Consider the following 23,094-nt stretch of genomic DNA (forward strand, 5'->3'; position numbering starts at 1 on the left):
GATGGCAGCAAAGGAATTTATCGTAGCAATCGAACTCGGCTCATCCAAAATGACCGGTATCGCGGGACAGAAGAACCTCGACGGGAGTATCAATGTACTCGCCGTCGTCAAGGAGCCCTCTTCCTCGTTCATCCGCAAGGGAGTGGTCTACAACATTGACAAGACCGCTCAATGCCTTACCAGTATTGTCAGGAAACTGGAAAATCAACTCAAGACAGGGATTACTCAGGTGTATGTGGGTGTTGGCGGACAGTCTATCCGCGGTGTGAAGAATGTCGTCTCCAAAGACCTTCCCACAGAGACCATCATCTCCCAGGATATGGTCATTGAACTGATGGATGCCAACCGTAACATGACCTATCAGGATCAGGAAATCCTCGATGCTGCCGTTCAAGAATACAAAGTAGGCTCACAGTTCCAGCTCGACCCTGTCGGCATTCAGGCCAACCGTCTGGAGGGACACTTCCTGAATATCCTGGAGCGTAAGTCCTTCTATCGCAACCTCAACAAATGCTTTGAGACGGCAAACATCAATGTGGCAGAGATGTATCTCGCTCCTCTGGCCCTCGCCGACAGTGTACTGACAGAAACGGAGAAGCGCTCAGGCTGTGCCCTCGTCGACATCGGTGCCGATACAACCACCGTATCCGTCTATAGCAAGAATATCCTGCGCCATCTGGCCGTCATCCCCTTAGGCAGCAACAATATCACAAAGGATATTGCCACCCTGCAGATGGAAGACAGTGATGCAGAGCGTATGAAACTCAAATACGGCTCTGCCTACACCGACAACAACGATATCGACAACGACCTGAAATACTCCATCGACTCGGAGCGTCAGATAGAGAGTCGCAAATTCATTGAGATCGTTGAAGGTCGCATGGAGGAGATTATCGAAAACGTCTGGTATCAGATTCCTTCAGAATACTACGATAAGCTGCTGGGCGGTATCATCCTCACTGGCGGTGGTTCAAACATGAAGAATATCGAGAAAGCGTTCATCAACCACACCCATGTGGATAAGATACGCATCGCCAAGTCCATTACCCACACCATCAATACTACCAATGAAGAGATTAAGGCTAAGAATGGTATGTTGAATACGGTACTCGGACTGCTGGTAAAGGGCGACATCAACTGTGCCGGTAGCGCCATCAATCCCAACGGCGACCTGTTCAGCAGCCAGAAGCAGCCTGTCCATCCCACAGCCGACCAGCGCCCAGCCCGTCAGGCTACCGATACCCCAGCAGGCGTTATCCGCACAGAGGCCGAGAAGCAGAAAGCTGAGGAGGAGAAGCGTCGCCAGCAGGAGGAAGAGGAGCGCATCAAGCGTGAGGAGGAACTCAAGAAGAAAGAGGAAGAAGAGCGCATCCGTAAGGAGAATAGCACTTGGAATAAACTGAAGAAAGGCATTCTCAAATTTGGCAAGTCGATAGTAGAAGAAGAATAAAAAAGGAAGAAGATTATGGAGAACAATATGAATATGGATATCCTGGACTTCGGAGCACCGGAGAAGGAGCACAGCATCATCAAGGTGATTGGTGTTGGCGGCGGTGGCGGTAATGCCGTTAACCACATGTACCGTGAGGGCATTCACGATGTCACATTCGTACTATGCAACACGGATAACCAGGCACTCAACGACTCACCTGTACCCGTTCACCTCCAGCTTGGCAAGGAGGGTCTTGGTGCAGGCAACAAACCCGAGAAGGCCCGTGCGGCAGCCGAAGAAAGCATTGAGGACATCCGTGAGATGCTCAACGACGGCACGCGCATGGCTTTCATCACTGCCGGTATGGGCGGCGGTACTGGTACTGGTGCAGCACCAGTCATTGCCCGCGTATCAAAGGAGCTGGGTATTCTGACCGTTGGTATCGTCACCATCCCCTTCCGTTTCGAAGGCGACCGTAAGATAGACCAGGCCCTCGACGGCGTAGAGGAGATGCAGAAGCATGTCGATGCCCTGTTGGTCATCAACAATGAGCGTCTGCGCGAGATTTATCCAGAGCTCTCCGTGCTCGATGCCTTCGGCAAGGCCGATGACACCCTGAGCGTTGCCGCCAAGTCGATTGCAGAGATTATCACCGTACACGGACTAATCAACCTCGACTTCAACGATGTGAAGACCGTACTGAAAGATGGTGGCGTTGCCATCATGTCGACAGGCTATGGCGAGGGCGAAGGCCGTGTGAAGAAAGCCATCGAGGATGCCCTGAACTCACCGTTGCTCAACGACAACGATATCTTCAACTCGAAGAAGATCCTGCTCTCCATCTCGTTTGCTGGTTCGAAGGACGGACAGCAGTCACTGATGATGGAGGAGATGAACGACGTGAACGACTTCATGGCAAAGTTCGGCAACGACTTCGAAATCAAGTGGGGTCTGGCCACCGACATCGAACTGGGCAAGAAGGTGAAGGTCACCATCCTCGCCACCGGTTTTGGTATCGAGAGTATCGACGGCATGGGCAACCACCTGAAGAAGCAGAGCCAGGAAGAACTGAACCGTATCGCTGCAGAACAGGAAAAGGCCGCTGAGCGTCAGGACCGTCGCAACCGCTACTATGGCAACGAAGGTACCACCAAGCGCTACAAGCGTCGTCCGAATATCTACCTCTTCCGTCCGGAAGACCTCGACAATGACGATGTTATCTCTGCCGTTGAGCAGACGCCCACCTACAAGCGTACCCGTGAGATTCTCGACAGCATCAACAGCCAGGCTTGTGGCGAAACGACGACAGACGATCCTGAAGAGAATTATTCCGCTCCGGAAAATGCCATCCAGGGAACGATCAAGTTTGAGTAATCACTGATATAATTCCTGAAGCACGCCAACCGACTTCATCTCCGGGAAATCCGGCAGGTGAAGTCGGTAATATGTTAACGACACCTCTAAGAGCCTGTTGCGCTCCTCATGCGACATCTTGAAAAGATGCATCGTCGAATAGTCCATACGCATCATCAGCTGCACCTTCTGTGCCTCCTCTGGATGCAGGAAGTCACGATGGACAGGCGGTGACGGGAGAAACACGCTCTCCCGCAGGTCGAAATAGTCGCCGGCCTCGTAATCATCCAGATTCGGATAGAAACCCAGAAAACGTGAAAGCCTCATCAGAAACACCAGATGAAAATTGGCATAATGCCCGTCCTGTCCGTCAAGCCAGAGGATACTGCTCTCCATATAGTCATACAGCAGCTCGTTTCGCTGTTCGGAACGGAGCGCATAATACAGGAACTCAGCCACAAACAGCGAGATAGACAACTTATGCGGATTGAAGGGGATGGAGAGAAAGGGGGCTGCCAGACGGACGTCCGACAACTTCTGCAACTGCACCTTCTGACGCACGTCGACCTCAATCTCCAAGAGCGTCAACGGCTGAAACAGCTGTTTCTTTACCTTGGCCTTCGACGACTTCGGTATATTAACGATAAACGACAGTCTACCGTAGCTTCTGGTGAACATATCCACAATGAGACGTGTCTCACCATACTTAAGTGAATGGAGCACAATGGCCTGGGTTTTCGTCAACATACGGATGCAAAGATACGATAAACATTGAACATTGAACATTGAATATTGAACTTTTTTAGTGCACGAAAGTTAATAATCCTTAAATGTGACCATATTATTCATTCTTCAATGTTCAATGTTCAATAAAATTTGTACCTTTGCACCCGCTTAAAAAGGCAATGGTCCGTTCGTCTATCGGTTAGGACGAGAGATTTTCATTCTCTAAAGAGGAGTTCGACTCTCCTACGGACTACCAAATTAAATCTGTCATCTGCACAGCCAGGTGCTACTGAAGATCTTCAGGAACGGTGACAGAGGCTCCTCCGGGAGCTGCCCAGGGCAGTCATAGCGGCGTAAGACCCATAAGCTTTAAATTAACAATTAAAAAATTAAAATTAAAAATGGCAAATCACAAATCATCAGTGAAGAGAATCCGCCAGGACAAGAAAAAGGCGCTTCACAATCACTACTACGCAAAAACCATGCGTAACGCTGTGCGCAAGCTGCGCGCTATGACCAACAAGGACGAGGCTGTTGCTCTCTACCCGAAAGTTCAGAAGATGCTTGACAAGCTCGCTAAGACTAACATCATCCACAAGAACAAGGCAGCCAACCTGAAGTCAAGCCTGGCACAGCACATCAATAAGCTTTAAGAATAAAGTTTAGGGAAATAAACAAAGAAACCGCAACCCTTAGGGGCTGCGGTTATTTTTTGTAGTTTTTTAGCAGATAAACTATGTTTATCTGAGTTTTTTTTCGTACCTTTGCACACAAAATGAGCAAATAGAAGAAAATGACAGAAGAACAACTGATTCAAGAACAGAATTATTCCGCGAGTAACATTCAGGTACTCGAGGGTTTGGAAGCCGTACGTAAGCGCCCCGCCATGTATATTGGCGACATCAGCGAGAAGGGTCTTCACCATCTGGTCAACGAGACCGTCGACAACTCTATCGACGAGGCGATGGCTGGCTTTTGTACGCATATCGAAGTAACCATTAATGAAGATAACTCCATCACCGTACAGGATAACGGACGTGGTATCCCTGTCGATGAGCACGAGAAGATGCACAAGAGCGCCCTTGAGGTGGTTATGACTGTACTCCATGCCGGTGGTAAGTTCGACAAGGGCTCCTACAAGGTGTCTGGTGGTCTCCATGGCGTGGGTGTCAGCTGTGTAAACGCGCTCTCCACCCACATGATGTCACAGGTATTCCGCAATGGCCATATCTACCAGCAGGAATACGAGAAGGGTAAGCCCCTCTACGACGTGAAGATTGTGGGCGACACCGACAAGACCGGTACCCGCCAGCAGTTCTGGCCCGATGGCTCCATCTTCACCACGACAGAATACAAATACGATATCATCGCCAAGCGTATGCGTGAGCTGGCCTATCTGAATGCAGGCATCACCATCACGCTGACCGACCTGCGTCCTGACGAGGAAGGAAATCTCCGTCAGCCCGAGGTGTTCCACGCCAAGGAAGGTCTGAAGGAGTTCGTGCGCTACGTCGACCGTCACCGCACCTCTATCATTGGCGAGCCCATCTGTCTGAAGACGGAGAAGGACGGTGTGCCCATCGAGATTGCCCTGCTCTACAACAGCGACTATTCTGAAAACATCCACTCCTACGTCAACAATATCAACACCATCGAGGGTGGTACCCACCTGACTGGTTTCCGTATCGCCCTGGCACGTTCTCTGAAGAAATATTCTGATGAAGACGACCAGCTGCGCAAGCAGATTGAGAAAGCCAAGATCGAGGTGGCTCAGGACGACTTCCGCGAAGGCCTGACGGCCATCATCTCCGTCAAGGTGGCCGAGCCCCAGTTCGAGGGTCAGACCAAGACCAAGCTGGGTAACAGCGAGGTGAACGGTGCCGTACAGAAGGCCGTTGGTGAGGCGATGACCAACTATCTGGAGGAACACCCGAAAGAGGCTCACACCATCTGTGAGAAAGTGATTCTGGCCGCTACGGCCCGTATTGCAGCCCGCAAGGCCCGTGAGAGCGTACAGCGTAAGAACCCGATGACGGGTGGTGGTCTGCCTGGTAAGCTGGCCGACTGCTCCAACAAGGATCCCAAGGAGTGTGAGATCTTCCTCGTCGAGGGTGACTCCGCAGGTGGTTCTGCCAAGCAGGGCCGCGACCGCCACTTCCAGGCCATCCTGCCTTTGCGTGGTAAGATCCTGAACGTGGAAAAGGTTCAGTGGCACCGTGTGTTCGAGGCAGAGTCTGTGATGAACATCATCCAGAGTATCGGCGTACGCTTCGGCGTTGACGGTGAAGACTCTAAGGATGCCAACATCGACAAGCTGCGCTACGATAAGATCATCATCATGACCGATGCCGACGTCGATGGTTCTCACATCGACACGCTGATCATGACACTCTTCTATCGCTTCATGCCTCAGGTGATCCAGGGTGGCCACCTCTATATCGCTACCCCACCGCTCTATAAGTGTACCTACAAGAAGACCTCCGAATACTGCTACACCGAGCAGCAGCGTCAGGCCTTTATCGATAAGTACGTAGCTGGTAATGGCGATGACAAGGCCCTGCACACACAGCGCTACAAAGGTCTTGGTGAGATGAACCCCGAGCAGCTCTGGGAGACCACCATGAATCCCGAGAACCGCTTGCTCAAGCAGGTGACCATCGAGAACGCCGCCGAGGCCGACGAGATCTTCTCCATGCTGATGGGCGACGACGTAGAGCCACGCCGTGAGTTCATCGAGAAGAACGCCACCTACGCCAACATCGACGCGTAAGATACCATTAATTATTTCTCATACGCCCCATCCGTATAGGCTAATGCCTCCACGGGTGGGGTTTTTCATGAATTAGCTGCTCTACCTCCTGTTAAAGGAGATGGGCAAGACCGACAAGGAAGTCTGCGACATCATGGGCCTCTCCGATGCCGGCCTCAGGAGCATCCGCAACCGCACAAAACCGCTGAAAGACTCTGCGGGTTAAACAAACACCCCACACCCCACCAAAATCTCTCGGAAGCCCTTTGTTTACTAGGGGTTGAGCATGGTGGGGTGTTCGCAAACACCCCACCAACACTACACCAACACCCCACCCTATCACCTCTGACATTGAAAATGTCGTTGAAGTACGATTCGCAAAGTTTTGTTAATTTTGGAATGTTTTGCCCAGATTTATTAGGAAATATTTGCAAATCGCGAAAAAATGTTGTATCTTTGCACATTGAAAAACAGAGCTATGAGAAGCATGGCCTGAAACAGTAACCAATTTAAAAATCTTTTAGTTAATGAGTCAGGATTTGACAATCAATGGCGTAGCTGTATCAGCTTCGCAGCAGGGACCTCTCGCAGTTGAGGAGTTCCTTCAGGAGAACTACCTTTTTCGTAACAATGTGCTGAGCGGAAAGGTGGAATTCTTGGCTAAGCCAAGCGGCGAAGCCGAGCGTGCAATCGTGCCCTCTGAGGACGAGCCCCACTATCGTGTGCTCACTCAGGAGGCACTGAACAGTATCATTATCCGTGCCCGCAAGGAGCCGGCCTTCGAGAAGGTCAACCCCAAGCCGCTGATCATGGAGTTGGTACATTCTGAAGAGGTACGCGCGTATGACCCCATACGCGACTATCTCGAGAAACTACCCAAGTGGGACGGCGAGAACCGCATTGCAAAGCTTTTCGGGCGCTTGCCTGGTATCAGCTCTGAGATGCAGAACTTCCTCACCATCTGGTTGCGCTCTGCTGTGGCCCACTGGCAGCAGATGGATACGCTTCATGGAAACGAGTGTGTGCCTACGTTCATCGGAAGTCAGGGTTGTGGAAAGACCACTTTTGTGACCCGTTTGCTCCCTCTAGAGTTGCGCATGTACTTTCTGGACCATCTGAACCTTTCGAACAAGTTCGACAAGGAGATGGCCTTGACGAGCAACCTCCTTGTGAACCTCGACGAACTCGAGGCTATCCGCCCCAGCCAGCATGCGGCCTTGAAGCAGACGCTCTCTAAGAGTAAGGTGAATGGACGCCCCATCTATGGTTGTGCCCAGGAGGATCGACCCCGTTATGCCTCGTTTGTGGCAACCACCAACAATCCCCATCCATTGACGGATGCTACAGGCTCTCGTCGCTACATCTGCATCCAGATTCCAGACGGTATGTTGATAGACAATACGGGCGAGATTGATTATGAGCAGCTTTATGCCCAGGTGGTCTACGAGATTCGTGAACTGAAAGCCCCCTACTGGTTTAACCCCAACGAGGTGGCCCGTATTCAGGAATTGAACCTCAACTACATGGAGCAGAAGGACATCGCTGAAGTCATTGAGGTCTGTATCCGCAAGCCCAAAGAGGGAGAGCAGGGAATCCGAATGAAGAGCGGGGATATCCTGAAGCTGATTCAGAAGGAATACCCCTCCATCAAGAGCGACCATAGCACGAAGGTGCATCTGGGATTGGCCTTGAAGGAACTGGGATTTGAGTGTAAGAACCATAGTAACCAGTCGTATTACAAGGTTGTCCCTGTGAAAGTAGCCTGATTCTTTGGAATGAGAGTGGTGGGGTGTTGGTGTAGTGTTGGTGGGGTGTTTGCAAACACCCCACCATGCTCAACCCCAGTAAACAAAGGCCTTCCGAGAGATTTGGGTGGGGTGTGGGGTGTTTGAGGCGTTTTGTTTTTATTTATAGCCTAGCAAACTGTCCGTTTACAGGGAGTAAACCCAGAGTTCCCACGTTGGGAACTCAGAGAAACTCCTAGGCAAACTCCCAGTAATCCCGTAGCGGACTCAAGAGATTCTCCATCGGTTGTTCAGATAGTCTCTACGAGCTGTCCGAATAGTCTCTTACTCGTGTTCAGATAATCCCTATAGGGGTATGGAGATAGTCTGAATGAACCGTTCGGAACGTCTGGACGAACCATAGATTACAGTGTGTGAAGAACTTCACAGCCATAACCCCTTCTATTCAAGACTTTTCATATTTACCATTATGCAATTTGAATTATTTAACTTGAATTATGCGATTTGCATAATGAATACTGAATAAAAGGTAGGCTGCATCTCGGAAATGAAAGAAAAACTTCTTTTTTCTTTGTATTTCGCTCGATTTGCACTATCTCTGGCTTTGCCGAAGGTAGGCTGCATCTCGAAAAAACTCAAATAAATTTGGTTTTTCGCTCGATTTGCACTATCTTTGCAGAAAAATTGACTATTATGAAGATATTAGCTATTAACCCTGGGATGATCTCAACCAAGGTGGGAATCTTCCAAGACGAGGAACTGCTGATGCACGCCACACTCAACCACCCGTTTGAAGAACTGTGCCGTTATCCGTTCATCATGGACGAGTTTGACTACCGCAAAGAGAAGATACTGGAGGAGATCAAACGCCAAGGCTATACGATGGACTTCGATGTAATAGTTGGTCGCGGCGGACTGGTGAAACCCATCGAAAGCGGTGTCTACGAACTGAATGAGAAGGTGATTGAAGACACCAAGAACCCACGTCTGCACCATGCCTGCAACCTGGGCTCGCTGATAGCTCTGAGCATCGCCCGCGAGATTAAGGGTTGCCGCGCCTTCACCGTTGACCCAGGCGTCGTGGATGAGCTCGACGATGTGGCACGCATCACTGGTCTGCCTGAGTTGCCACACCAGACTATCTGGCACGCCTTGAACCAGCGTGAGATTGCGAAGCGTTATTGTCGTGAGCACAACCTCAAGTACGAGGAGCAGGATCTCATCGTCTGCCACATGGGTAGCGGTATCTCCTTCGCCATGCACCACCACGGGCGGGCCATCGAATGCAGCGATGCGCTGAGTGGCGACGGCCCTTTCTCACCCTCGCGGGCAGGCATGTTGCCTACTGCGGCCTTAGTGAAACTCTGCTATAGTGGACAATACACCGAGGCAGAGATGCTGCGCAAGATCAATGGTCATAGCGGACTAACGGCCCACTTAGGCACAAACGATGTCCGGGAGGTAGAGAGGCGTATCGCCGAGGGCGATCAGAAGGCCAAACTGGTGCTCGACGCCATGATTTACAGCATTGCGCGGTGGTTGGCCTCATTGGCTCCGTCAACTAACGGACATGTGGATGCCGTCATTCTCACTGGTGCCATTGCCCACAGCCAGTATGTGACTGACGGGTTACGCCAAAGAGTGAGCTTCCTCGCCCCGGTATTCGTTTATCCTGGCGAAGACGAACTGACGGCATTGGCCATGAATGTGCTCAGAGCCATGCGCGGAGAGCAGGAAATCAATGTCTATTCCTAAAAAGACTCAGAACCCACCTTAATTATATAGCGGCGAGGGCGAGAGAGTAGTACTTCGACTCAGGACTGTCGGCACGTGAGGGCAGCACACAGCAGCACTGGGTGCCCTGAAGCACACCAGCCGTCTTGGCATAGCCGAAGAGGGTGATGGTCTTATAGAAGACGTTACCCGCCACGATATCCGGGAAGATCAGGGCATCTGCCTGTCCGTCGATGACAGAGCGGATGCCTTTCTCACGAAGGCTCACGGAGTCGAGCGAGGTCTTCAGGTCCAGCGGGCCGTCGATGATACAGCGCCCGAACTTTCCCGTCTGGGCCTCGGCAATGATCTCAAGATAGTCGACAGTATAAGGGAACGCCTTCGCGCTGACTTTCTCGGCACAGTGGATGAGCGAGATGCGTGGCTCCTCGATGCCCAGGGCGTGGCAGACGTAGTTGACATAGTGGATCTGCTGACGGCGCTGGGCCTCAGTGGGTACGGGGATGACAGCCGCATCGGTGAAGAAGAGCAGCTTCTCGTATTTGGGAATCTCGGCCATCGCCACATGGGTGAGCACATGCCCGGGGCGGATGATACCTTTCTCCTTATCTAATATCGCGCGCAGGAGAACGTCGGTATTGATGAGTCCTTTCATCAGGATGTCGGCCTCACCGTTCTTACAGAGGGCAACAGCCCTACGGGCACACTCTTCCTTGTCGTCGCCATCCACATAGATAGGCTCGATGAATCCCATCTCCACACCTTTCTCAATGGCATAACGGGTACTGGCATCATTGGCACAAACGACGGCCACACGCTTCTTGTCGCCCCGCTGCTGGAGGAAGACAATCATATCGTTTAGGGTTCTAATTGATTGCATTGGTAATTAATTTTTTGGTTTTATGCTGCAAATATACAAAAACTTTTGTATCTTTGCAAGCGGAAACAACTAAAAACAGCAATTATGGGGAAATATCTGCTAATTACAGCGGTCCTAATAGGGAACTTTACCTTTAGTAAAGCTCAGACAGAACAAGCGCCTATGGTTCTGGAGTACGACAAGCCAGCCACCTTCTTCGAGGAGTCGTTGCCCATCGGCAACGGTAAGTTGGGTGCCCTGGTCTATGGAGGTACCGACGATAACCTGATCTACCTGAACGACATCACCCTGTGGACGGGAAAGCCCGTAGACCGCAACCTCGATGCCGATGCCCACCAATGGATACCCGCCATCCGCAAGGCACTGTTTAATGAGGATTATGCACTGGCCGACTCTCTGCAGCTCCACGTTCAGGGACCGAACTCACAGTTCTACCAACCCCTGGGCACACTCCACATCAAGGATCTGGGCTTAGGTGTCATCACCGACTATCGCCGCACGCTGAACCTCGACTCTGCCATCGTTCGCGACAGTTACAAGCGAGACGGGCGCCTCATCACAAGAGAATACTTTGCCTCGAACCCCGACAAACTGATTGCCATCCGACTGCAGGGCGACATCAACTGTCAGATAGCCCTCACGGCTCAGGTGCCCCACCAGGTGAAGAGCTGCCTGGGACAACTCACCATGACGGGCCACGCCACCGGCGACCCTCAGGAGAGTACCCACTTCTGCACCATGCTCCGTGTGAAGACGGATGGTGAGATGGCAGCCAGCGACTCGTTGCTCACCATCACCAAGGCCAAGGAGGCCATCATCTATATCGTCAACGAGACCAGCTTCAACGGTTTCGACAAGCATCCTGTCAAGGAAGGTGCGCCCTATCTGGAGCAGGCAGCCAACGACCTGTGGCACACGCAGAACATGAGTTACGATGAGTTCTATGCCCGTCATCTGGCTGACTACAAAACCATCTACGACCGTGTGAAGATCTGCCTCAACAAAGAGGGCCGCAACCCCAGCGACCTGCCTGGTGCCAAGAATCGCAGAACGACGAACCAGCTGTTGCTCGATTATACCAACGGGGGCGAACAGACCGCCTATCTTGAAGAGCTCTTCTTCCAGTTCGGACGCTATCTGCTCATCTCGTCGTCGAGAACAAAGGGTGTGCCTGCCAACCTGCAGGGCCTCTGGGCACCGCAGCTATGGTCGCCCTGGCGGGGCAACTATACCGTCAACATCAACCTCGAAGAGAACTACTGGCCTGCCTTTGTGGCCAATATGGCCGAGATGGCCGAGCCCCTCGATGGATTCATCGCCGGACTTGCCGCCAATGGAAAGCATACGGCTAAGAACTATTATAATATAGGTGAAGGATGGTGCTCAAGTCATAACTCCGACATCTGGGCGATGACCAACCCTGTAGGCGAGAAAAACGAGAAACCCGAATGGGCTAACTGGAACCTCGGAGGGGCCTGGCTCGTCAATACCCTCTGGGAGCGCTATCAGTTTACACAGGACAAGGCTTACCTGAAGACGGTGGCCTATCCCCTGATGAAGGGGGCCGCCATGTTCTGCCTGCGTTGGCTTATCGACAATCCCAAACAGCCAGGAGAGCTGATTACCGCCCCTTCGACATCGCCGGAGAACGAGTACAAGACGGACCAAGGCTACCATGGCATGACCTGCTATGGTGGTACTGCCGACCTCGCCATCATCCGCGAACTCTTCATCAACACCATCGCTGCAGGAAAGATAGTTGGTGAGAGAAATAAGGAGATGGAGCAGGCGTTAGCCAAGCTACACCCCTATACCATCGGCCACATGGGCGACCTCAACGAGTGGTATTACGACTGGGACGACTGGGATTTCCAGCATCGTCATCAGAGCCACCTCATCGGCCTCTATCCAGGCAACCACCTCACGGATGCCACCCTGCAGAAGGCTGCTGAGCGCTCTTTGGAGATCAAGGGCGACCAGACCACTGGTTGGAGCACTGGCTGGCGCATCAACCTCTGGGCCCGACTGCATAACGCCAAACAGGCCTATCATATCTATCAGGTATTGCTCACCCCCATCGCCCCACGAGGCTCGAAGAGCTCTGACTGGAAAGAATGGCACAAGGGTGGCGGCACCTACCCCAACCTCTTCGATGCCCACCCGCCATTCCAGATCGACGGCAACTTCGGAGGTACGGCAGGTGTCTGCGAGATGCTGATGCAGAGTGGAAACGGACAGATAGAGCTCCTCCCCGCTGCACCTGAGGCCTGGAAGGAAGGAAGCGTCAGCGGACTCTGTGCCCGTGGCGGCTACGAGGTGTCGTTCGAATGGAAGGGCGGCTATGTACGCAACTGCACCCTCAAGGCCAAGCAGAAGGGTACCGTCACCTTATTATATAATGGTCAGCAGAAGACCATCCAGATGAAAGCAGGTCAAACTCAAAATATCAAGACGTGGTGAAACTAGAAATCAAAGAAACCGACATCAACAAGGCCAAGTCGTGGAGTGAATCTGTCTACCTCGACGACGACCTCTTACTGACAGAACACATCAACAAGGCGCCCATGCCTACCGAGCCGCGTAAGATGAACTTTATCCTCATCGGACTCTGTATGAAAGGGCAGATTGAGTATCGACTCGACACCCAGGAAATAAATATCAACCCTGGGGATATGCTCATCGTCAGCGATAAACACATTGTAGACAAATACAAGCCTTCGCCCGACATGGAGGGACTGTGTATGATTCTGAGTGTCAACTTCTTCCACGAGATCATCAAGAACGTGAGAGACGTCAACAGCTTGTTCATTTTTTCTCGCAGTCACCCCGTCATCGGTCTGACAACGAAGGAACAGGAGACGTTCAAGGAGTATTTCCATGTGATCAAGCACAAGATTGGCGACCAAGACAACTTCTTCCGCAAGGATCTGATACGGACGCTGCTGCTGGCCATGTTCTACGATGTGGGCAACATCATCTACCGCTTCAAGGAAACCGACAAGCCCCAGACGCGTGCCGAGGCCATCCTGACCAAGTATATCAAGATGGTGGAGGCCAACTTCCGTCAAGAGCGTCGTGTGGGATGGTATGCCCAACAGCTCTGCATCACCCCCAAGTACCTCTCGGAGATGGTGAAGGCCGCCAGTAACAAAACGCCCAATGAGTGGATCGACAACTACGTCACGATGGAGCTGCGCGTCCTCCTGAAAAACTCGTCGAAGAGCATCAAGGCGATTACTGAGGAGATGAACTTCCCCAACCAGAGTTTCTTAGGCAAATACTTTAAGGAGCATGTGGGCATGTCGCCCTCGAAATACCGCAAGCTATAGGTAGCCTTGCTTCTTGAGTTCCTCCACCATGTTGAGCAACTCCTGATACCACGCCTCGCCAAAACGGCGAACCAGTGGATCGCGCAGGAACTCATACAGTCGGAGGTTCTCCTCAATACCTTTGGCTACAGCCATCTTGCACACAGCCCAGCGGTTGTAGTTCAGGCCAATGAGTCCCTCGCCAAGCCGCTTCTCACGGATGGGATACAGCGCACAACTGACAGGCTTGCAGAATCGGGTCTTCCCGGCTCTGTAAGCCTTTTCCAATGCACAAAGGCAACAGTTCCTGATAGGCAGATGGCTATGCCAGTCTTCAATATCACCATAATAGGTAAACACACAATCCTTACCCCTGACGATGCTCGTCACCAGGTCGCCCTCCTGATCGGTATAGGCCACGCCCTGCTTGTCGATGACGGCCTGTGCCGAGGCAGAGAGGTCGCCCCAGACAGCATCCAGACAATCCTCGATCTCGCCGATCTCCTCCACCGTCACAGGTGCCCCGGCATCACCCTCCACACAACATTCGCCCTTGCAGACACTGAGGTCACAACAGAATTTCTCCGTCAGTATCTCTGACGAAAGCAGCACATCGCCGACTTGGAGGATAGGGGGAAGCATATTCAGTGAAAATTGAGAATTGAAAATTGAAGATTGAAAATATGATTACCACTGGATGGGTGACATTCCGTTCTGCTCTAAGTAAGCATTACAACGAGAGAACTGATGCTGACCAAACCAGCCACCACGATTCGCACTCAAGGGCGAGGGGTGGACACTCTCCAGCACGAGGTTCTTCTGCTTGTCAATCATATAAGCCTTAGAGCGGGCATAGCCTCCCCAGAGCATATACACCAGATGCTCACGATGGGTGGCCAAAGCCAGAATAGCCGCATCGGTAAACTTCTGCCATCCCAGCGAAGAGTGACTGTTAGCCTGATGCGCCCTGACTGTCAGCGAGGCATTCAGAAGCAGCACCCCCTGTTCAGCCCAGCGCGTCAGGTTGCCGGTAGTGGGGATGGGTTTCCCAAGGTCGGCCTGTATCTCCTTGAAGATGTTTTGCAAGGAAGGGGGAAACTGGATGCCATCTTGTACGGAGAAGCTCAACCCGTGAGCCTGACCCGGCTCATGATACGGATCCTGTCCGATGATCACCACCTTCACCTTGTCAAACGGGCACAGGTTGAAGGCATTGAATATCAGCTTACCTGGCGGATAGCAGGTGGTCTGCATATACTCCTGTCTCACCGCTTCAGTCAGCTGTGAGAAGTAAGGTTTTTCAAATTCACCGTTAAGATGCGCCTTCCAACTCTCTTCAATTTGAACGCTCATATACGCTTTTTTTTATTTTTGCTTGCAAAGGTAAGATAAAAAATGTATCTTTGCAAACAAATTAAGAAAATATGAGGCCTTTTTTCAAGAAAAAACAAACAAACGCCTATCCGAGATCTTTTGCCAAACGACTCACATGGCGTATCATGCTCAGGATGATCATCATCATGGGCGTTCCCGTATTCCTGCTCTTCTGGCTGACTTACGCCATCGTGGCTTTAGGTGCATTAGGCATCAGCGAACGTATCTTGAAAGGAAAGAGCGAACAGGTGAAGGGGATCACGTCCGACCTCTACATGGCGGCCATCAACACGGCACCTTTCATTGAAGAAGACCTGGACAAGCCCGACAGGATGTATGAAATCATCAACCGGATAGTCAAGTTGAATCCATACATCCGCAGCAGTGGCATCTATTTCATTGAAAACTATTATCCCCAGAAAGGACGCTTGTTCGCACCCTACGCCTTGCGTCGTGACAGTATCATCAAGGAGTCGCAAGACGCAACCGATCTGGGCTATGACTATTTGAAGGATGAGTGGTTCAAGGAAGCCATCAGCAGGGGGGAAGGCTACTGGGCCAAGTCATTCCTCGACAATGACAGCGCAAAGACACCATTGGTATCCTACCTGTTGCCCATCCGAGATCGCCAGCATCGCACAGTGGCCATCCTGGGAGTCGATCTGTCTCTTTCATGGTTGAACGAGGAGATTCAGCCATTCGTCTCGCACTCTAAGGAATGGGATCCGGATAAAAAGGCCTATTACTTTATGACCGACAGTACGGGCACCCTGTTGGCTCATCCTTATGCGAAGCGTATCGTCAACGAGAACATACTATCCTATGTAGACAAGGAGGTACATGAGAATCTGGGTAGTCTGACCATCGAGGATAGCCGAGAAGACGAGAGAGTGGTAGAAGGTGTGGAGGCCCTCGTCTGCTCGCAGGGCGTCACAAACAGTGGCTGGACCATTTCTATGGTGTTACCCAAATTCTATATCAACGTCGCAGGTTACGTGATAGCGGGCATCGCCATCATGTTTATCCTCATAGGCCTGCTGGTGGTTTACTTCTTTGGCCGCCGATCCATCAAGAAGGCCGTCAACCCACTGAAGCAGTTGGCCACCACAGCCGACGAGGTGGCAAAGGGTAACTTCAAGACAGAACTGCCTGCATTGAAGAGTCGTGATGAGATTCACCATCTGCGCGACTCGTTTGCCCAGATGCAGCAGTCGCTGACCCGCTATGTTGAAGACCTGCGTACTGCCACAGCCCAGAAGGCAACCATCGAGAATGAGATGAAGGTGGCCCACAACATCCAGATGTCTATGCTGCCCAAGACGTTCCCTCCCTACCCTGAGCGTCATGACCTGGACATCTATGGCACACTGACACCTGCCAAGGGTGTTGGTGGCGACTTGTTCGACTTCTACATTCGCGACGAGCAGCTGTTCTTCTGTATCGGTGATGTCTCTGGCAAGGGAATCCCCGCCTCCCTTTTCATGGCCGTTACGCGATCGCTGTTCCGCAATATCTCCCAGCATATAACAGAGCCCAATCCCGTCCATATCGTCAGCGCCTTGAATCAGGCACAGTCGGAGGGCAACGACACCAATATGTTCGTCACACTCTTTGTGGGTGTGCTCGACCTGAAGACTGGCAAGCTGAACTACTGTAATGCGGGGCATTGTTCACCGCTGCTCTTAGGCAGCGAGGTCTCGCTGCTGCCTTGTGAATGCAACCTGCCTATCGGTGCCTACGCCCATTTCAACTTCAAGCTACAGGAGACCACCCTTGAGCGCCCCACTACCATCTTCCTCTATACCGATGGACTGAACGAAGCTGAGAATATCAATCAGGACCGGTTTGGCGATCATCGCGTCATGGACATTGCCAAGTCGCTGGTAGCCAATGGCCAACAAGAGCCCTTACAGGTTATCAGGCACATGTCGGATGCCGTCCACACCTTTGTGGGCACAGCTGAACAGAGCGACGACCTCACCTTGCTGGCAATACAGATAAAATAAACAGAAACGGGGAGCCGATTGGCTCCCCGTTCTTCTTGCATTCTATCGGATTAGTCTGTAATCAGATTCTCACCCGTCATGTCAGCAGGCTGCTCCAATCCCATGATATGCAGGATAGAGGGAGCCACGTCAGCCAGACGACCGTCCTTCACCGTAGCGCTATTGTTATTCGTTACATAGATGAAGGGCACTGGGTTCAGCGAGTGGGCTGTGTTAGGCGTACCGTCGGGGTTGATGGCATTGTCGGCATTACCGTGGTCGGCAATGATGATAGCCTCGTAGTCGTTGGCCTTGGCAGCCTCGATTACCTCCTTCACGCAATTGTCCACGGCCCATACAGCCTTGGCGATAGCGTTGTAGATACCCGTGTGACCCACCATGTCACCATTGGCGAAGTTCACCACGATGAAATCATACTCCTGTGTGTTGATGGCACCCACCAACTTATCCTTCACCTCGTAGGCACTCATCTCGGGCTTCAGGTCGTAGGTGGCCACCTTCGGAGAGGGTACCAGGATACGGTCTTCGTTCTCGAATGGGGCCTCACGGCCACCGTTGAAGAAGAACGTCACGTGAGCATACTTCTCAGTCTCAGCGGTATGGAGCTGCTTCTTGCCCTGCTTGGAGAGATACTCACCTAAGGTGTCCTCCACGTTCTCCTTGGGGAAGAGGATGTGAACCCCCTTGAAGTTAGCGTCGTATGGGGTCATGCAGTAGTACTGCAGGCCGGGGATGGTCTTCATACCCTGCTCAGGCATATCCTGCTGGGTCAGAGCGATGGTCATCTCCTTGGCACGGTCGTTACGGAAGTTGATGAAGATCACCACGTCGCCCTCCTCGATGCAGCCATTGACGCTGGCATTATGGATAGGCTTGATGAACTCGTCGGTGACACCCTCATCGTAGCTCTCCTGCATGGCCTTCACCATATCAGTAGCCTGCTTACCAGTACCGTTCACAATCAGGTCGTAACCCTCCTTCACGCGCTCCCAGCGCTTATCACGGTCCATAGCGTAGAAACGGCCTACGATAGAGGCGATGGCGGCATCGTTGTCAGCACAAACCTTGCTCACCTGCTCGATGAAGCCCTTACCACTCTTCGGGTCGGTATCACGACCGTCCATATAACAATGTACAAACACCTGATTCTTCAAGCCGTAAGCCTTACCAATCTCGATGAGCTTGTAGAGGTGGTCGAGGCTGGAGTGCACACCACCGTCAGAGGTCAGACCCATCAGGTGCAGCTTCTTACCCTTCTCCTTGGCGTAGGTATAGGCAGCCTTCACCTGGGGATTCTCCATGATAGAGCCGTCTTTGCAGGCGCGGTTAATCTTCACAAGATCCTGATACACAATGCGTCCGGCACCGATATTGAGGTGGCCCACCTCCGAGTTACCCATCTGTCCGTCGGGCAGACCAACGTCCTCACCTGAGGCCTGGAGCTGAGAGTGAGCTGAAGTAGCTGTCAACAAATCGAGATACGGGGTGGGCGTGTTGAAGATCACGTCACCCTTACCATGCTTACCGATTCCCCATCCATCGAGAATCATCAAAAGTGCTTTCTTTGCCATAAATCTATCTATTTTTACGATATAAATCCAATCTTTGCGGCTGCAAAGATACAAAAAATGTCGGATATGGAGACACTGAGGCTGAGAGAATTAATCTAAAAAAATTAAAAACGGAGGCGAGATTTGCAATAAGTTCAATTAATTATATTACCTTTGCAATATCAATATATCAAAAACCATTATAACCTATCAACTTATTTTTTTATTAAAATCCAACCTGATTCAGAGGATTATTACGCAAAAAAATGCCTTTTTGTTTCATTTATGCTGATTTTTTCCTATATTTGCACCATGAATAATTAAAACGAATAATTATCTACAACGAAATTCTATTAACAAAACTAATTCAATGATGAGAAAAAACTATCTATGGATGCTGGCAGCGCTCCTACTCTGCTGCCTTTCGTTCACAGCTTGTACCGACGAAATGACGGACAATGCTATAGAACCTGGTACCGACACACCCACTGAGGATCTGGCCGACTATACGGTGATGCTCTATACATGTGGTGGCAGTAATCTCGACAACGCTATCGAAGCCGACATCATAAAGGCTGCCAAAGCCATCAAGGCCGACAACAAGAAGGTGCGCTACATGGTGCAGTACAAATACTCGCGCGAAGACAACATCAGTAAAAATCTGACGAATTTCACGCCCAGCGGCAAAGAAAGCCATCTCTATCGCTTTGAGGCTACGCCAGCAAAGCTTAAGAAGCTCGAAAATCATGAGAAGATCAATCTGACCAATGCCGATATCTATGGCACCCAGAACGAGAAGGCAGAGCTCTTCCAGCCCGACTCCATTGCCAACTTCCTGAAGTACTGCCAGAAGGTGGCTCCTGCCAAGAACTACATCCTCGTGCTGAGCGATCACGGAGGCGGCTATACCGTTTACGAAGACTACGACAAGAGCCTTCAAGCCAAGACACGTGGTGTCGTCATGGACGACAACCTGGAGATGCAGTCTATCTCCTGCAAAGAACTCAGTGCCGGTATCGAGCAGAGCGGCATGCATCTGACGCTTCTCAACTTTGACTGCTGCCTGATGAACAATATGGAGGTGCTCTCCGAATTTGTGGATCTCACCGACTATGTGCTGGCATCAGGCCACACCATCGCAGGCGAAGACCATAAGGCGTTCATAGAACTGCTCTATGAAGCAGCGGAGAAAGACAACTTCGTAGAGGCAATGACGAAATTTGCCAAGGTCAATGCTGAGTATAATCATAAGATTTACGAGAACAACAAATTGAGCACTTGGGCGCGCAATGTCGATTTTGTGCTGACCGACATGAAGAAATTCCCCGCAGTGCTCACTGCACTCAAGGAGTTTACCAACTTCACCATCAAGGATTATAAAGCTGATTACGCTGATGAGTATCAGTTTGCCGCTGCCAGCTGCTATCAATATACACCTAATCTTCCCCTCTACGACCTGAGAAACTATTGTGAGCAAGTGGATCAATACATTCATCATGTCAAGCTCGACGGTGAATGGGTGTATATCGACAACCTGATTGATGCCATCGAAGCAGCCCAGCTAGCCCACACCTACGCCATCAGCTCAGAAGGCTATGAGGAAGGCTCGTTCCACCTCAGCTATTCTGTCAGCGTTGGCGGTAAGGGATTCATCGGCGCATCAAGGACCAAGGATGCTCCCAACATCATAAAAGGCTATACCAAGGATGGCAAATATGCAGAACTGAACATGGAGACGCTGAAGCTGGAGGCGAAGGGCGTAGCTGCCAATCACCTGACCTGGGCAAACACCTACAACAGACTCAAGTTTGACATTGCAACGGGCTGGAGCACCTGGCTGGAGAAGAACCCAGGCTTCCCCGTAAACAATCCGCCTTACGACAATAAAAACGACATGCTGCCAACCGGTATGCCCCTAAGCGCTGCCGACTGGGATATTGCTATCAAAGCATACTATGAAACCGATTTCCCGACGTTCAAGAACTTCAAGTTTAAAAATACGTTTTATATCCTTGGCCGCGAGATGGTAAATCCGCCTGTTTACCCAAAGATATTCACTTGGCAGCAGTTTGCTCTTCCAGCCCCAGTCAAGGGTCAGTTTATCGTAGAGGTAACACCGAAAGAGGGTAAGACAGGACCTTGGGAGTTAAATGTATCTGAAATAATATACAGTGCCCTCATCTGTTATAAGGGTAAGTACCAACCTGTAAAGGCTTTCAAGCTCGATGGTGTCAAGCTGAGCGGAACATCCATAGAGACCGAAGGTGCCGAGGCCGCTAAGAAAGCCTACATCAATTTAGACATCGACATCGATAAAGACGGTAATGTGAAATTCACCCAGCATAAGCAGGATGAGAATTTCATCCTGAAGTAAGCAGAATAACGATTAAAAAAGAGGTGGAGCCATTGTGAAGTTCCACCTCTTTTATTTCTTAATGAGTAGCCTAATATTTCTTACCAGAAACAGAGCCCTTATTCCATTCGATGTTGGGATTTAGCGAAAAGTCTGGATTTTCTTGGAAAATCCAGAATAATTGCTTATATTTGCAGCAGAAACAACTAAAAACCAAGCTTATGGAAATGAAAAAAGTATTTATGACATGGGTGCTTCTGGCTGTTGTAGGCAGCGGAATGGCACAAAAGAAGTATCACGACATGGAGGTAAATGAGGTGAAGGGACCCGTGAAGTCGGTTACGATGAAGAACTGGGGCAAGCCCATCGTCACGTATATCTCACCAGAGGGAAAGATGGAGTGTGAGAAGATGTCGGATGCCGTCTACGACGAGAACGGCTATCTGCAGTCGATCGTTACGCAAATAGGAGGTAAGAGGACCATCACCCATACTACTTTCATCTGGGAGAATGGACGCGTGAAGACACAGATTGCCACTAGAAAGAATAAGAAGGTGATCACGAATAACGTGTATGACGACAGGGGCATCCTGGTGCGCCAGATTATCGAAACGGACGGCAACGAGGTGACGTATGACTTTTATGACATCCAGCTCGACGACCACGGCAATTGGACATCGCGCAAAACGAAGGTGGCTGGCATTGAGATCATTTACCCCCGCACCATCCAATATTATTAAATCTTATCATCTGACGGGCTATATGTCAGGTTGTAGTATGACACTATTGATTTTAATTTGCAGCAGCTATGGATGAAACTATAGGTAATAGGGTGACGTTGTTTCCTGACGGGAATTATAGGTGGGTGTATGAAGTAAAAATGCTCACCAACCCAACGATATTGTTTGATGTCTACAAGGTACTGGGCATCAGCTTTGGTGTAGTGTGGCTATTCATGCTGCTGATCAATGGCTGTGAAGGTAACCTGACGCTGGGTTCCATCTGGGAGTTTAGTTATGGATTCCTGGTACTGATGGCGGTATTCGTGGTCATCGGCATTGTGGCCTATTTCATTGTGGCATGGGTTTACGACTGGAAATACGTGGTGCTCTATACACTCAACGAGAAGGAGGTGATACACCAGCAGATGCCACGACAGGCGAAGAAGGCCCAAGTGCTTGGAGCCCTCACGGCGATGGTTGGTGGTTTGGCAGGTAAGTCTGGTGTCGTTGGAGCGGGATTGCTGACGGCTTCAAAGACTTCATCGATCTCCAAACTGGCCGACGTGGCGCACCTGATTCCTAATCGCCGTCGGAACCTCATCAAGGTGAACCAGCTGTTTAACAGAAATCGCATATACGTCCCTGACGAAGATTTCGACTTCGTTTACGATTTCCTCCGTAAGCATTGCACCAAAGCCTAGTTGTTTTACTTTAGCAGTCAACAACTCGACAATCCAAAGTTTGCATTCTTTATTGCGGTCTACTCTGTTGTAACTGTCCAGGAAGGCGTTCCCGACTGTGGCACAATTTCTGTACTATTTGTCCAAAGGGAGGCTAATATACTGATAACAAGCTGGTTGTACAAAGAACGAACCCTACTTAAGCTCTACTTATGTTCTACATAAGTTCTACTTAAGTTCTACACAAGTTCTACTTAGGCTCTACTTAAGCCCTACCTGAACCCTACTAGACATTCAGTACTTCTTCGTAACTTTAGACCGACTAAAGCCTAACTTAACTCGGAGTAAAGTCGGACTTTACTCCGAGTAAACCTCTGAATTCTCTAGAGAATTGACGAGTTATATACCGACTAACTGGTAATCAACCGGTATATAACTATGACTTTAAACGTATATAACAGGCAGTAAGCTGTAGTTTTGTT

17 protein-coding genes and 1 tRNA gene are annotated in these 23,094 nt (G+C 50.7%); 13 read left to right on the forward strand and 5 right to left on the reverse strand.

Features of this window, described 5'->3' with window-relative positions; all coding sequences use genetic code 11:
- Window position 1 precedes the first annotated feature (1 nt).
- Together ftsA and ftsZ are read left to right on the forward strand one after the other, a co-directional pair.
- Window positions 2-1,450: a cell division protein FtsA gene (gene ftsA / locus BMY16_RS06735; RefSeq protein WP_091841485.1), complete on the forward strand. Its 1,449-nt coding sequence runs from the start codon at window positions 2-4 to the stop codon at window positions 1,448-1,450.
- A 15-nt stretch (window positions 1,451-1,465) separates the two neighbouring features.
- A complete protein-coding gene (gene ftsZ, locus BMY16_RS06740) occupies window positions 1,466-2,806 on the forward strand; it encodes a cell division protein FtsZ (protein WP_091841135.1) in 1,341 nt (446 codons plus the stop codon).
- On the opposite strand, the gene recO is transcribed toward ftsZ, so the two are convergent.
- Entirely contained in the window at window positions 2,807-3,532 is a 726-nt protein-coding gene (gene recO, locus BMY16_RS06745; protein ID WP_091841136.1) for a DNA repair protein RecO, read from the reverse strand. It lies immediately after the preceding gene.
- 160 nt (window positions 3,533-3,692) lie between these two features.
- On the opposite strand from recO, the gene BMY16_RS06750 reads away from it, so the two are divergent.
- The 5 genes from BMY16_RS06750 to buk all read left to right on the forward strand — a co-directional run bounded on the left by BMY16_RS06750 (window position 3,693) and on the right by buk (window position 9,760).
- Window positions 3,693-3,767: transfer RNA gene (locus tag BMY16_RS06750), tRNA-Glu, on the forward strand.
- A gap of 145 nt (window positions 3,768-3,912) precedes the next feature.
- On the forward strand, window positions 3,913-4,164 hold the full coding sequence (gene rpsT, locus BMY16_RS06755; protein WP_091841138.1) for a 30S ribosomal protein S20: 252 nt from the start codon (window positions 3,913-3,915) through the stop codon (window positions 4,162-4,164).
- Window positions 4,165-4,304: 140 nt separating this feature from the next.
- Entirely contained in the window at window positions 4,305-6,281 is a 1,977-nt protein-coding gene (gene gyrB / locus BMY16_RS06760; RefSeq protein ID WP_091841140.1) for a DNA topoisomerase (ATP-hydrolyzing) subunit B, read from the forward strand.
- A gap of 506 nt (window positions 6,282-6,787) precedes the next feature.
- On the forward strand, window positions 6,788-8,026 hold the full coding sequence (locus tag BMY16_RS06765; RefSeq protein WP_091841141.1) for a VapE domain-containing protein: 1,239 nt from the start codon (window positions 6,788-6,790) through the stop codon (window positions 8,024-8,026).
- A gap of 672 nt (window positions 8,027-8,698) precedes the next feature.
- A complete protein-coding gene (gene buk, locus BMY16_RS06770) occupies window positions 8,699-9,760 on the forward strand; it encodes a butyrate kinase (protein WP_091841143.1) in 1,062 nt (353 codons plus the stop codon).
- Between the two features lie 22 nt (window positions 9,761-9,782).
- Here buk and BMY16_RS06775 read toward each other — a convergent pair whose 3' ends face one another.
- The gene (locus BMY16_RS06775; protein ID WP_091841144.1) at window positions 9,783-10,619 is read right to left on the reverse strand and encodes a phosphate acyltransferase; all 837 of its coding nucleotides are present in this window, start codon (window positions 10,617-10,619) and stop codon (window positions 9,783-9,785) included.
- A gap of 84 nt (window positions 10,620-10,703) precedes the next feature.
- On the opposite strand from BMY16_RS06775, the gene BMY16_RS06780 reads away from it, so the two are divergent.
- Both BMY16_RS06780 and BMY16_RS06785 read left to right on the forward strand, forming a co-directional pair.
- A complete protein-coding gene (locus BMY16_RS06780; RefSeq protein ID WP_091841146.1) occupies window positions 10,704-13,079 on the forward strand; it encodes a glycoside hydrolase family 95 protein in 2,376 nt (791 codons plus the stop codon).
- Window positions 13,073-13,948: an AraC family transcriptional regulator gene (locus BMY16_RS06785; protein ID WP_244512964.1), complete on the forward strand. Its 876-nt coding sequence runs from the start codon at window positions 13,073-13,075 to the stop codon at window positions 13,946-13,948. Before BMY16_RS06780 ends, BMY16_RS06785 begins: the two co-directional genes overlap by 7 nt.
- Here BMY16_RS06785 and BMY16_RS06790 read toward each other — a convergent pair.
- Together BMY16_RS06790 and BMY16_RS06795 are read right to left on the reverse strand one after the other, a co-directional pair.
- Window positions 13,943-14,569, reverse strand: coding sequence for a DUF3109 family protein (locus tag BMY16_RS06790; RefSeq protein ID WP_091841147.1), 627 nt, complete (start codon window positions 14,567-14,569; stop codon window positions 13,943-13,945). The two genes, BMY16_RS06785 and BMY16_RS06790, sit on opposite strands and share 6 nt — an antisense overlap.
- A 45-nt stretch (window positions 14,570-14,614) precedes the next feature.
- On the reverse strand, window positions 14,615-15,280 hold the full coding sequence (locus BMY16_RS06795; protein WP_091841149.1) for a uracil-DNA glycosylase: 666 nt from the start codon (window positions 15,278-15,280) through the stop codon (window positions 14,615-14,617).
- Window positions 15,281-15,351: 71 nt separating this feature from the next.
- On the opposite strand from BMY16_RS06795, the gene BMY16_RS06800 reads away from it, so the two are divergent.
- Window positions 15,352-17,307, forward strand: a complete 1,956-nt coding sequence (locus BMY16_RS06800; RefSeq protein ID WP_091841150.1) for a SpoIIE family protein phosphatase — start codon at window positions 15,352-15,354, stop codon at window positions 17,305-17,307.
- A 50-nt stretch (window positions 17,308-17,357) separates the two neighbouring features.
- Here BMY16_RS06800 and gpmI read toward each other — a convergent pair whose 3' ends face one another.
- Window positions 17,358-18,878 (reverse strand): 2,3-bisphosphoglycerate-independent phosphoglycerate mutase, encoded by a 1,521-nt coding sequence (gene gpmI / locus BMY16_RS06805; RefSeq protein WP_091841151.1) that lies wholly within the window; start codon window positions 18,876-18,878, stop codon window positions 17,358-17,360.
- 349 nt (window positions 18,879-19,227) lie between these two features.
- Here gpmI and BMY16_RS06810 point away from each other — a divergent pair, with 349 nt between their 5' ends.
- The 3 genes from BMY16_RS06810 (at window position 19,228) to BMY16_RS06820 (ending at window position 22,633) form a co-directional block, all read left to right on the forward strand.
- The gene (locus BMY16_RS06810) at window positions 19,228-21,231 is read left to right on the forward strand and encodes a clostripain-related cysteine peptidase (protein ID WP_091841152.1); all 2,004 of its coding nucleotides are present in this window, start codon (window positions 19,228-19,230) and stop codon (window positions 21,229-21,231) included.
- Window positions 21,232-21,437: 206 nt separating this feature from the next.
- Window positions 21,438-21,950 carry a hypothetical protein gene (locus BMY16_RS06815; protein WP_139207153.1) on the forward strand — a complete coding sequence of 171 codons (513 nt, stop codon included), beginning with the start codon at window positions 21,438-21,440 and terminating at the stop codon, window positions 21,948-21,950.
- A gap of 68 nt (window positions 21,951-22,018) precedes the next feature.
- Window positions 22,019-22,633 (forward strand): hypothetical protein, encoded by a 615-nt coding sequence (locus BMY16_RS06820; protein ID WP_139207154.1) that lies wholly within the window; start codon window positions 22,019-22,021, stop codon window positions 22,631-22,633.
- The last annotated feature ends 461 nt before the right edge of the window (window positions 22,634-23,094 follow it).

It is taken from the genome of Prevotella sp. ne3005, from assembly GCF_900110085.1.
GTDB lineage: Bacteria > Bacteroidota > Bacteroidia > Bacteroidales > Bacteroidaceae > Prevotella.

Bases quoted from the DNA above. Each gene is read 5' to 3' on its own strand.
- buk (WP_091841143.1), top strand. From the start codon at position 8,699: ATGAAGATATTAGCTATTAACCCTGGGATGATCTCAACCAAGGTGGGA.
- gpmI (WP_091841151.1), bottom strand. From the start codon at position 18,878: ATGGCAAAGAAAGCACTTTTGATGATTCTCGATGGATGGGGAATCGGT.
- BMY16_RS06800 (WP_091841150.1), top strand. From the start codon at position 15,352: ATGAGGCCTTTTTTCAAGAAAAAACAAACAAACGCCTATCCGAGATCT.
- recO (WP_091841136.1), bottom strand. From the start codon at position 3,532: ATGTTGACGAAAACCCAGGCCATTGTGCTCCATTCACTTAAGTATGGT.
- BMY16_RS06775 (WP_091841144.1), bottom strand. From the start codon at position 10,619: ATGCAATCAATTAGAACCCTAAACGATATGATTGTCTTCCTCCAGCAG.
- BMY16_RS06780 (WP_091841146.1), top strand. From the start codon at position 10,704: ATGGGGAAATATCTGCTAATTACAGCGGTCCTAATAGGGAACTTTACC.
- BMY16_RS06795 (WP_091841149.1), bottom strand. From the start codon at position 15,280: ATGAGCGTTCAAATTGAAGAGAGTTGGAAGGCGCATCTTAACGGTGAA.
- BMY16_RS06810 (WP_091841152.1), top strand. From the start codon at position 19,228: ATGATGAGAAAAAACTATCTATGGATGCTGGCAGCGCTCCTACTCTGC.
- ftsZ (WP_091841135.1), top strand. From the start codon at position 1,466: ATGGAGAACAATATGAATATGGATATCCTGGACTTCGGAGCACCGGAG.
- BMY16_RS06765 (WP_091841141.1), top strand. From the start codon at position 6,788: ATGAGTCAGGATTTGACAATCAATGGCGTAGCTGTATCAGCTTCGCAG.
- ftsA (WP_091841485.1), top strand. From the start codon at position 2: ATGGCAGCAAAGGAATTTATCGTAGCAATCGAACTCGGCTCATCCAAA.
- BMY16_RS06820 (WP_139207154.1), top strand. From the start codon at position 22,019: ATGGATGAAACTATAGGTAATAGGGTGACGTTGTTTCCTGACGGGAAT.
- BMY16_RS06790 (WP_091841147.1), bottom strand. From the start codon at position 14,569: ATGCTTCCCCCTATCCTCCAAGTCGGCGATGTGCTGCTTTCGTCAGAG.
- BMY16_RS06815 (WP_139207153.1), top strand. From the start codon at position 21,438: ATGAAAAAAGTATTTATGACATGGGTGCTTCTGGCTGTTGTAGGCAGC.
- gyrB (WP_091841140.1), top strand. From the start codon at position 4,305: ATGACAGAAGAACAACTGATTCAAGAACAGAATTATTCCGCGAGTAAC.
- rpsT (WP_091841138.1), top strand. From the start codon at position 3,913: ATGGCAAATCACAAATCATCAGTGAAGAGAATCCGCCAGGACAAGAAA.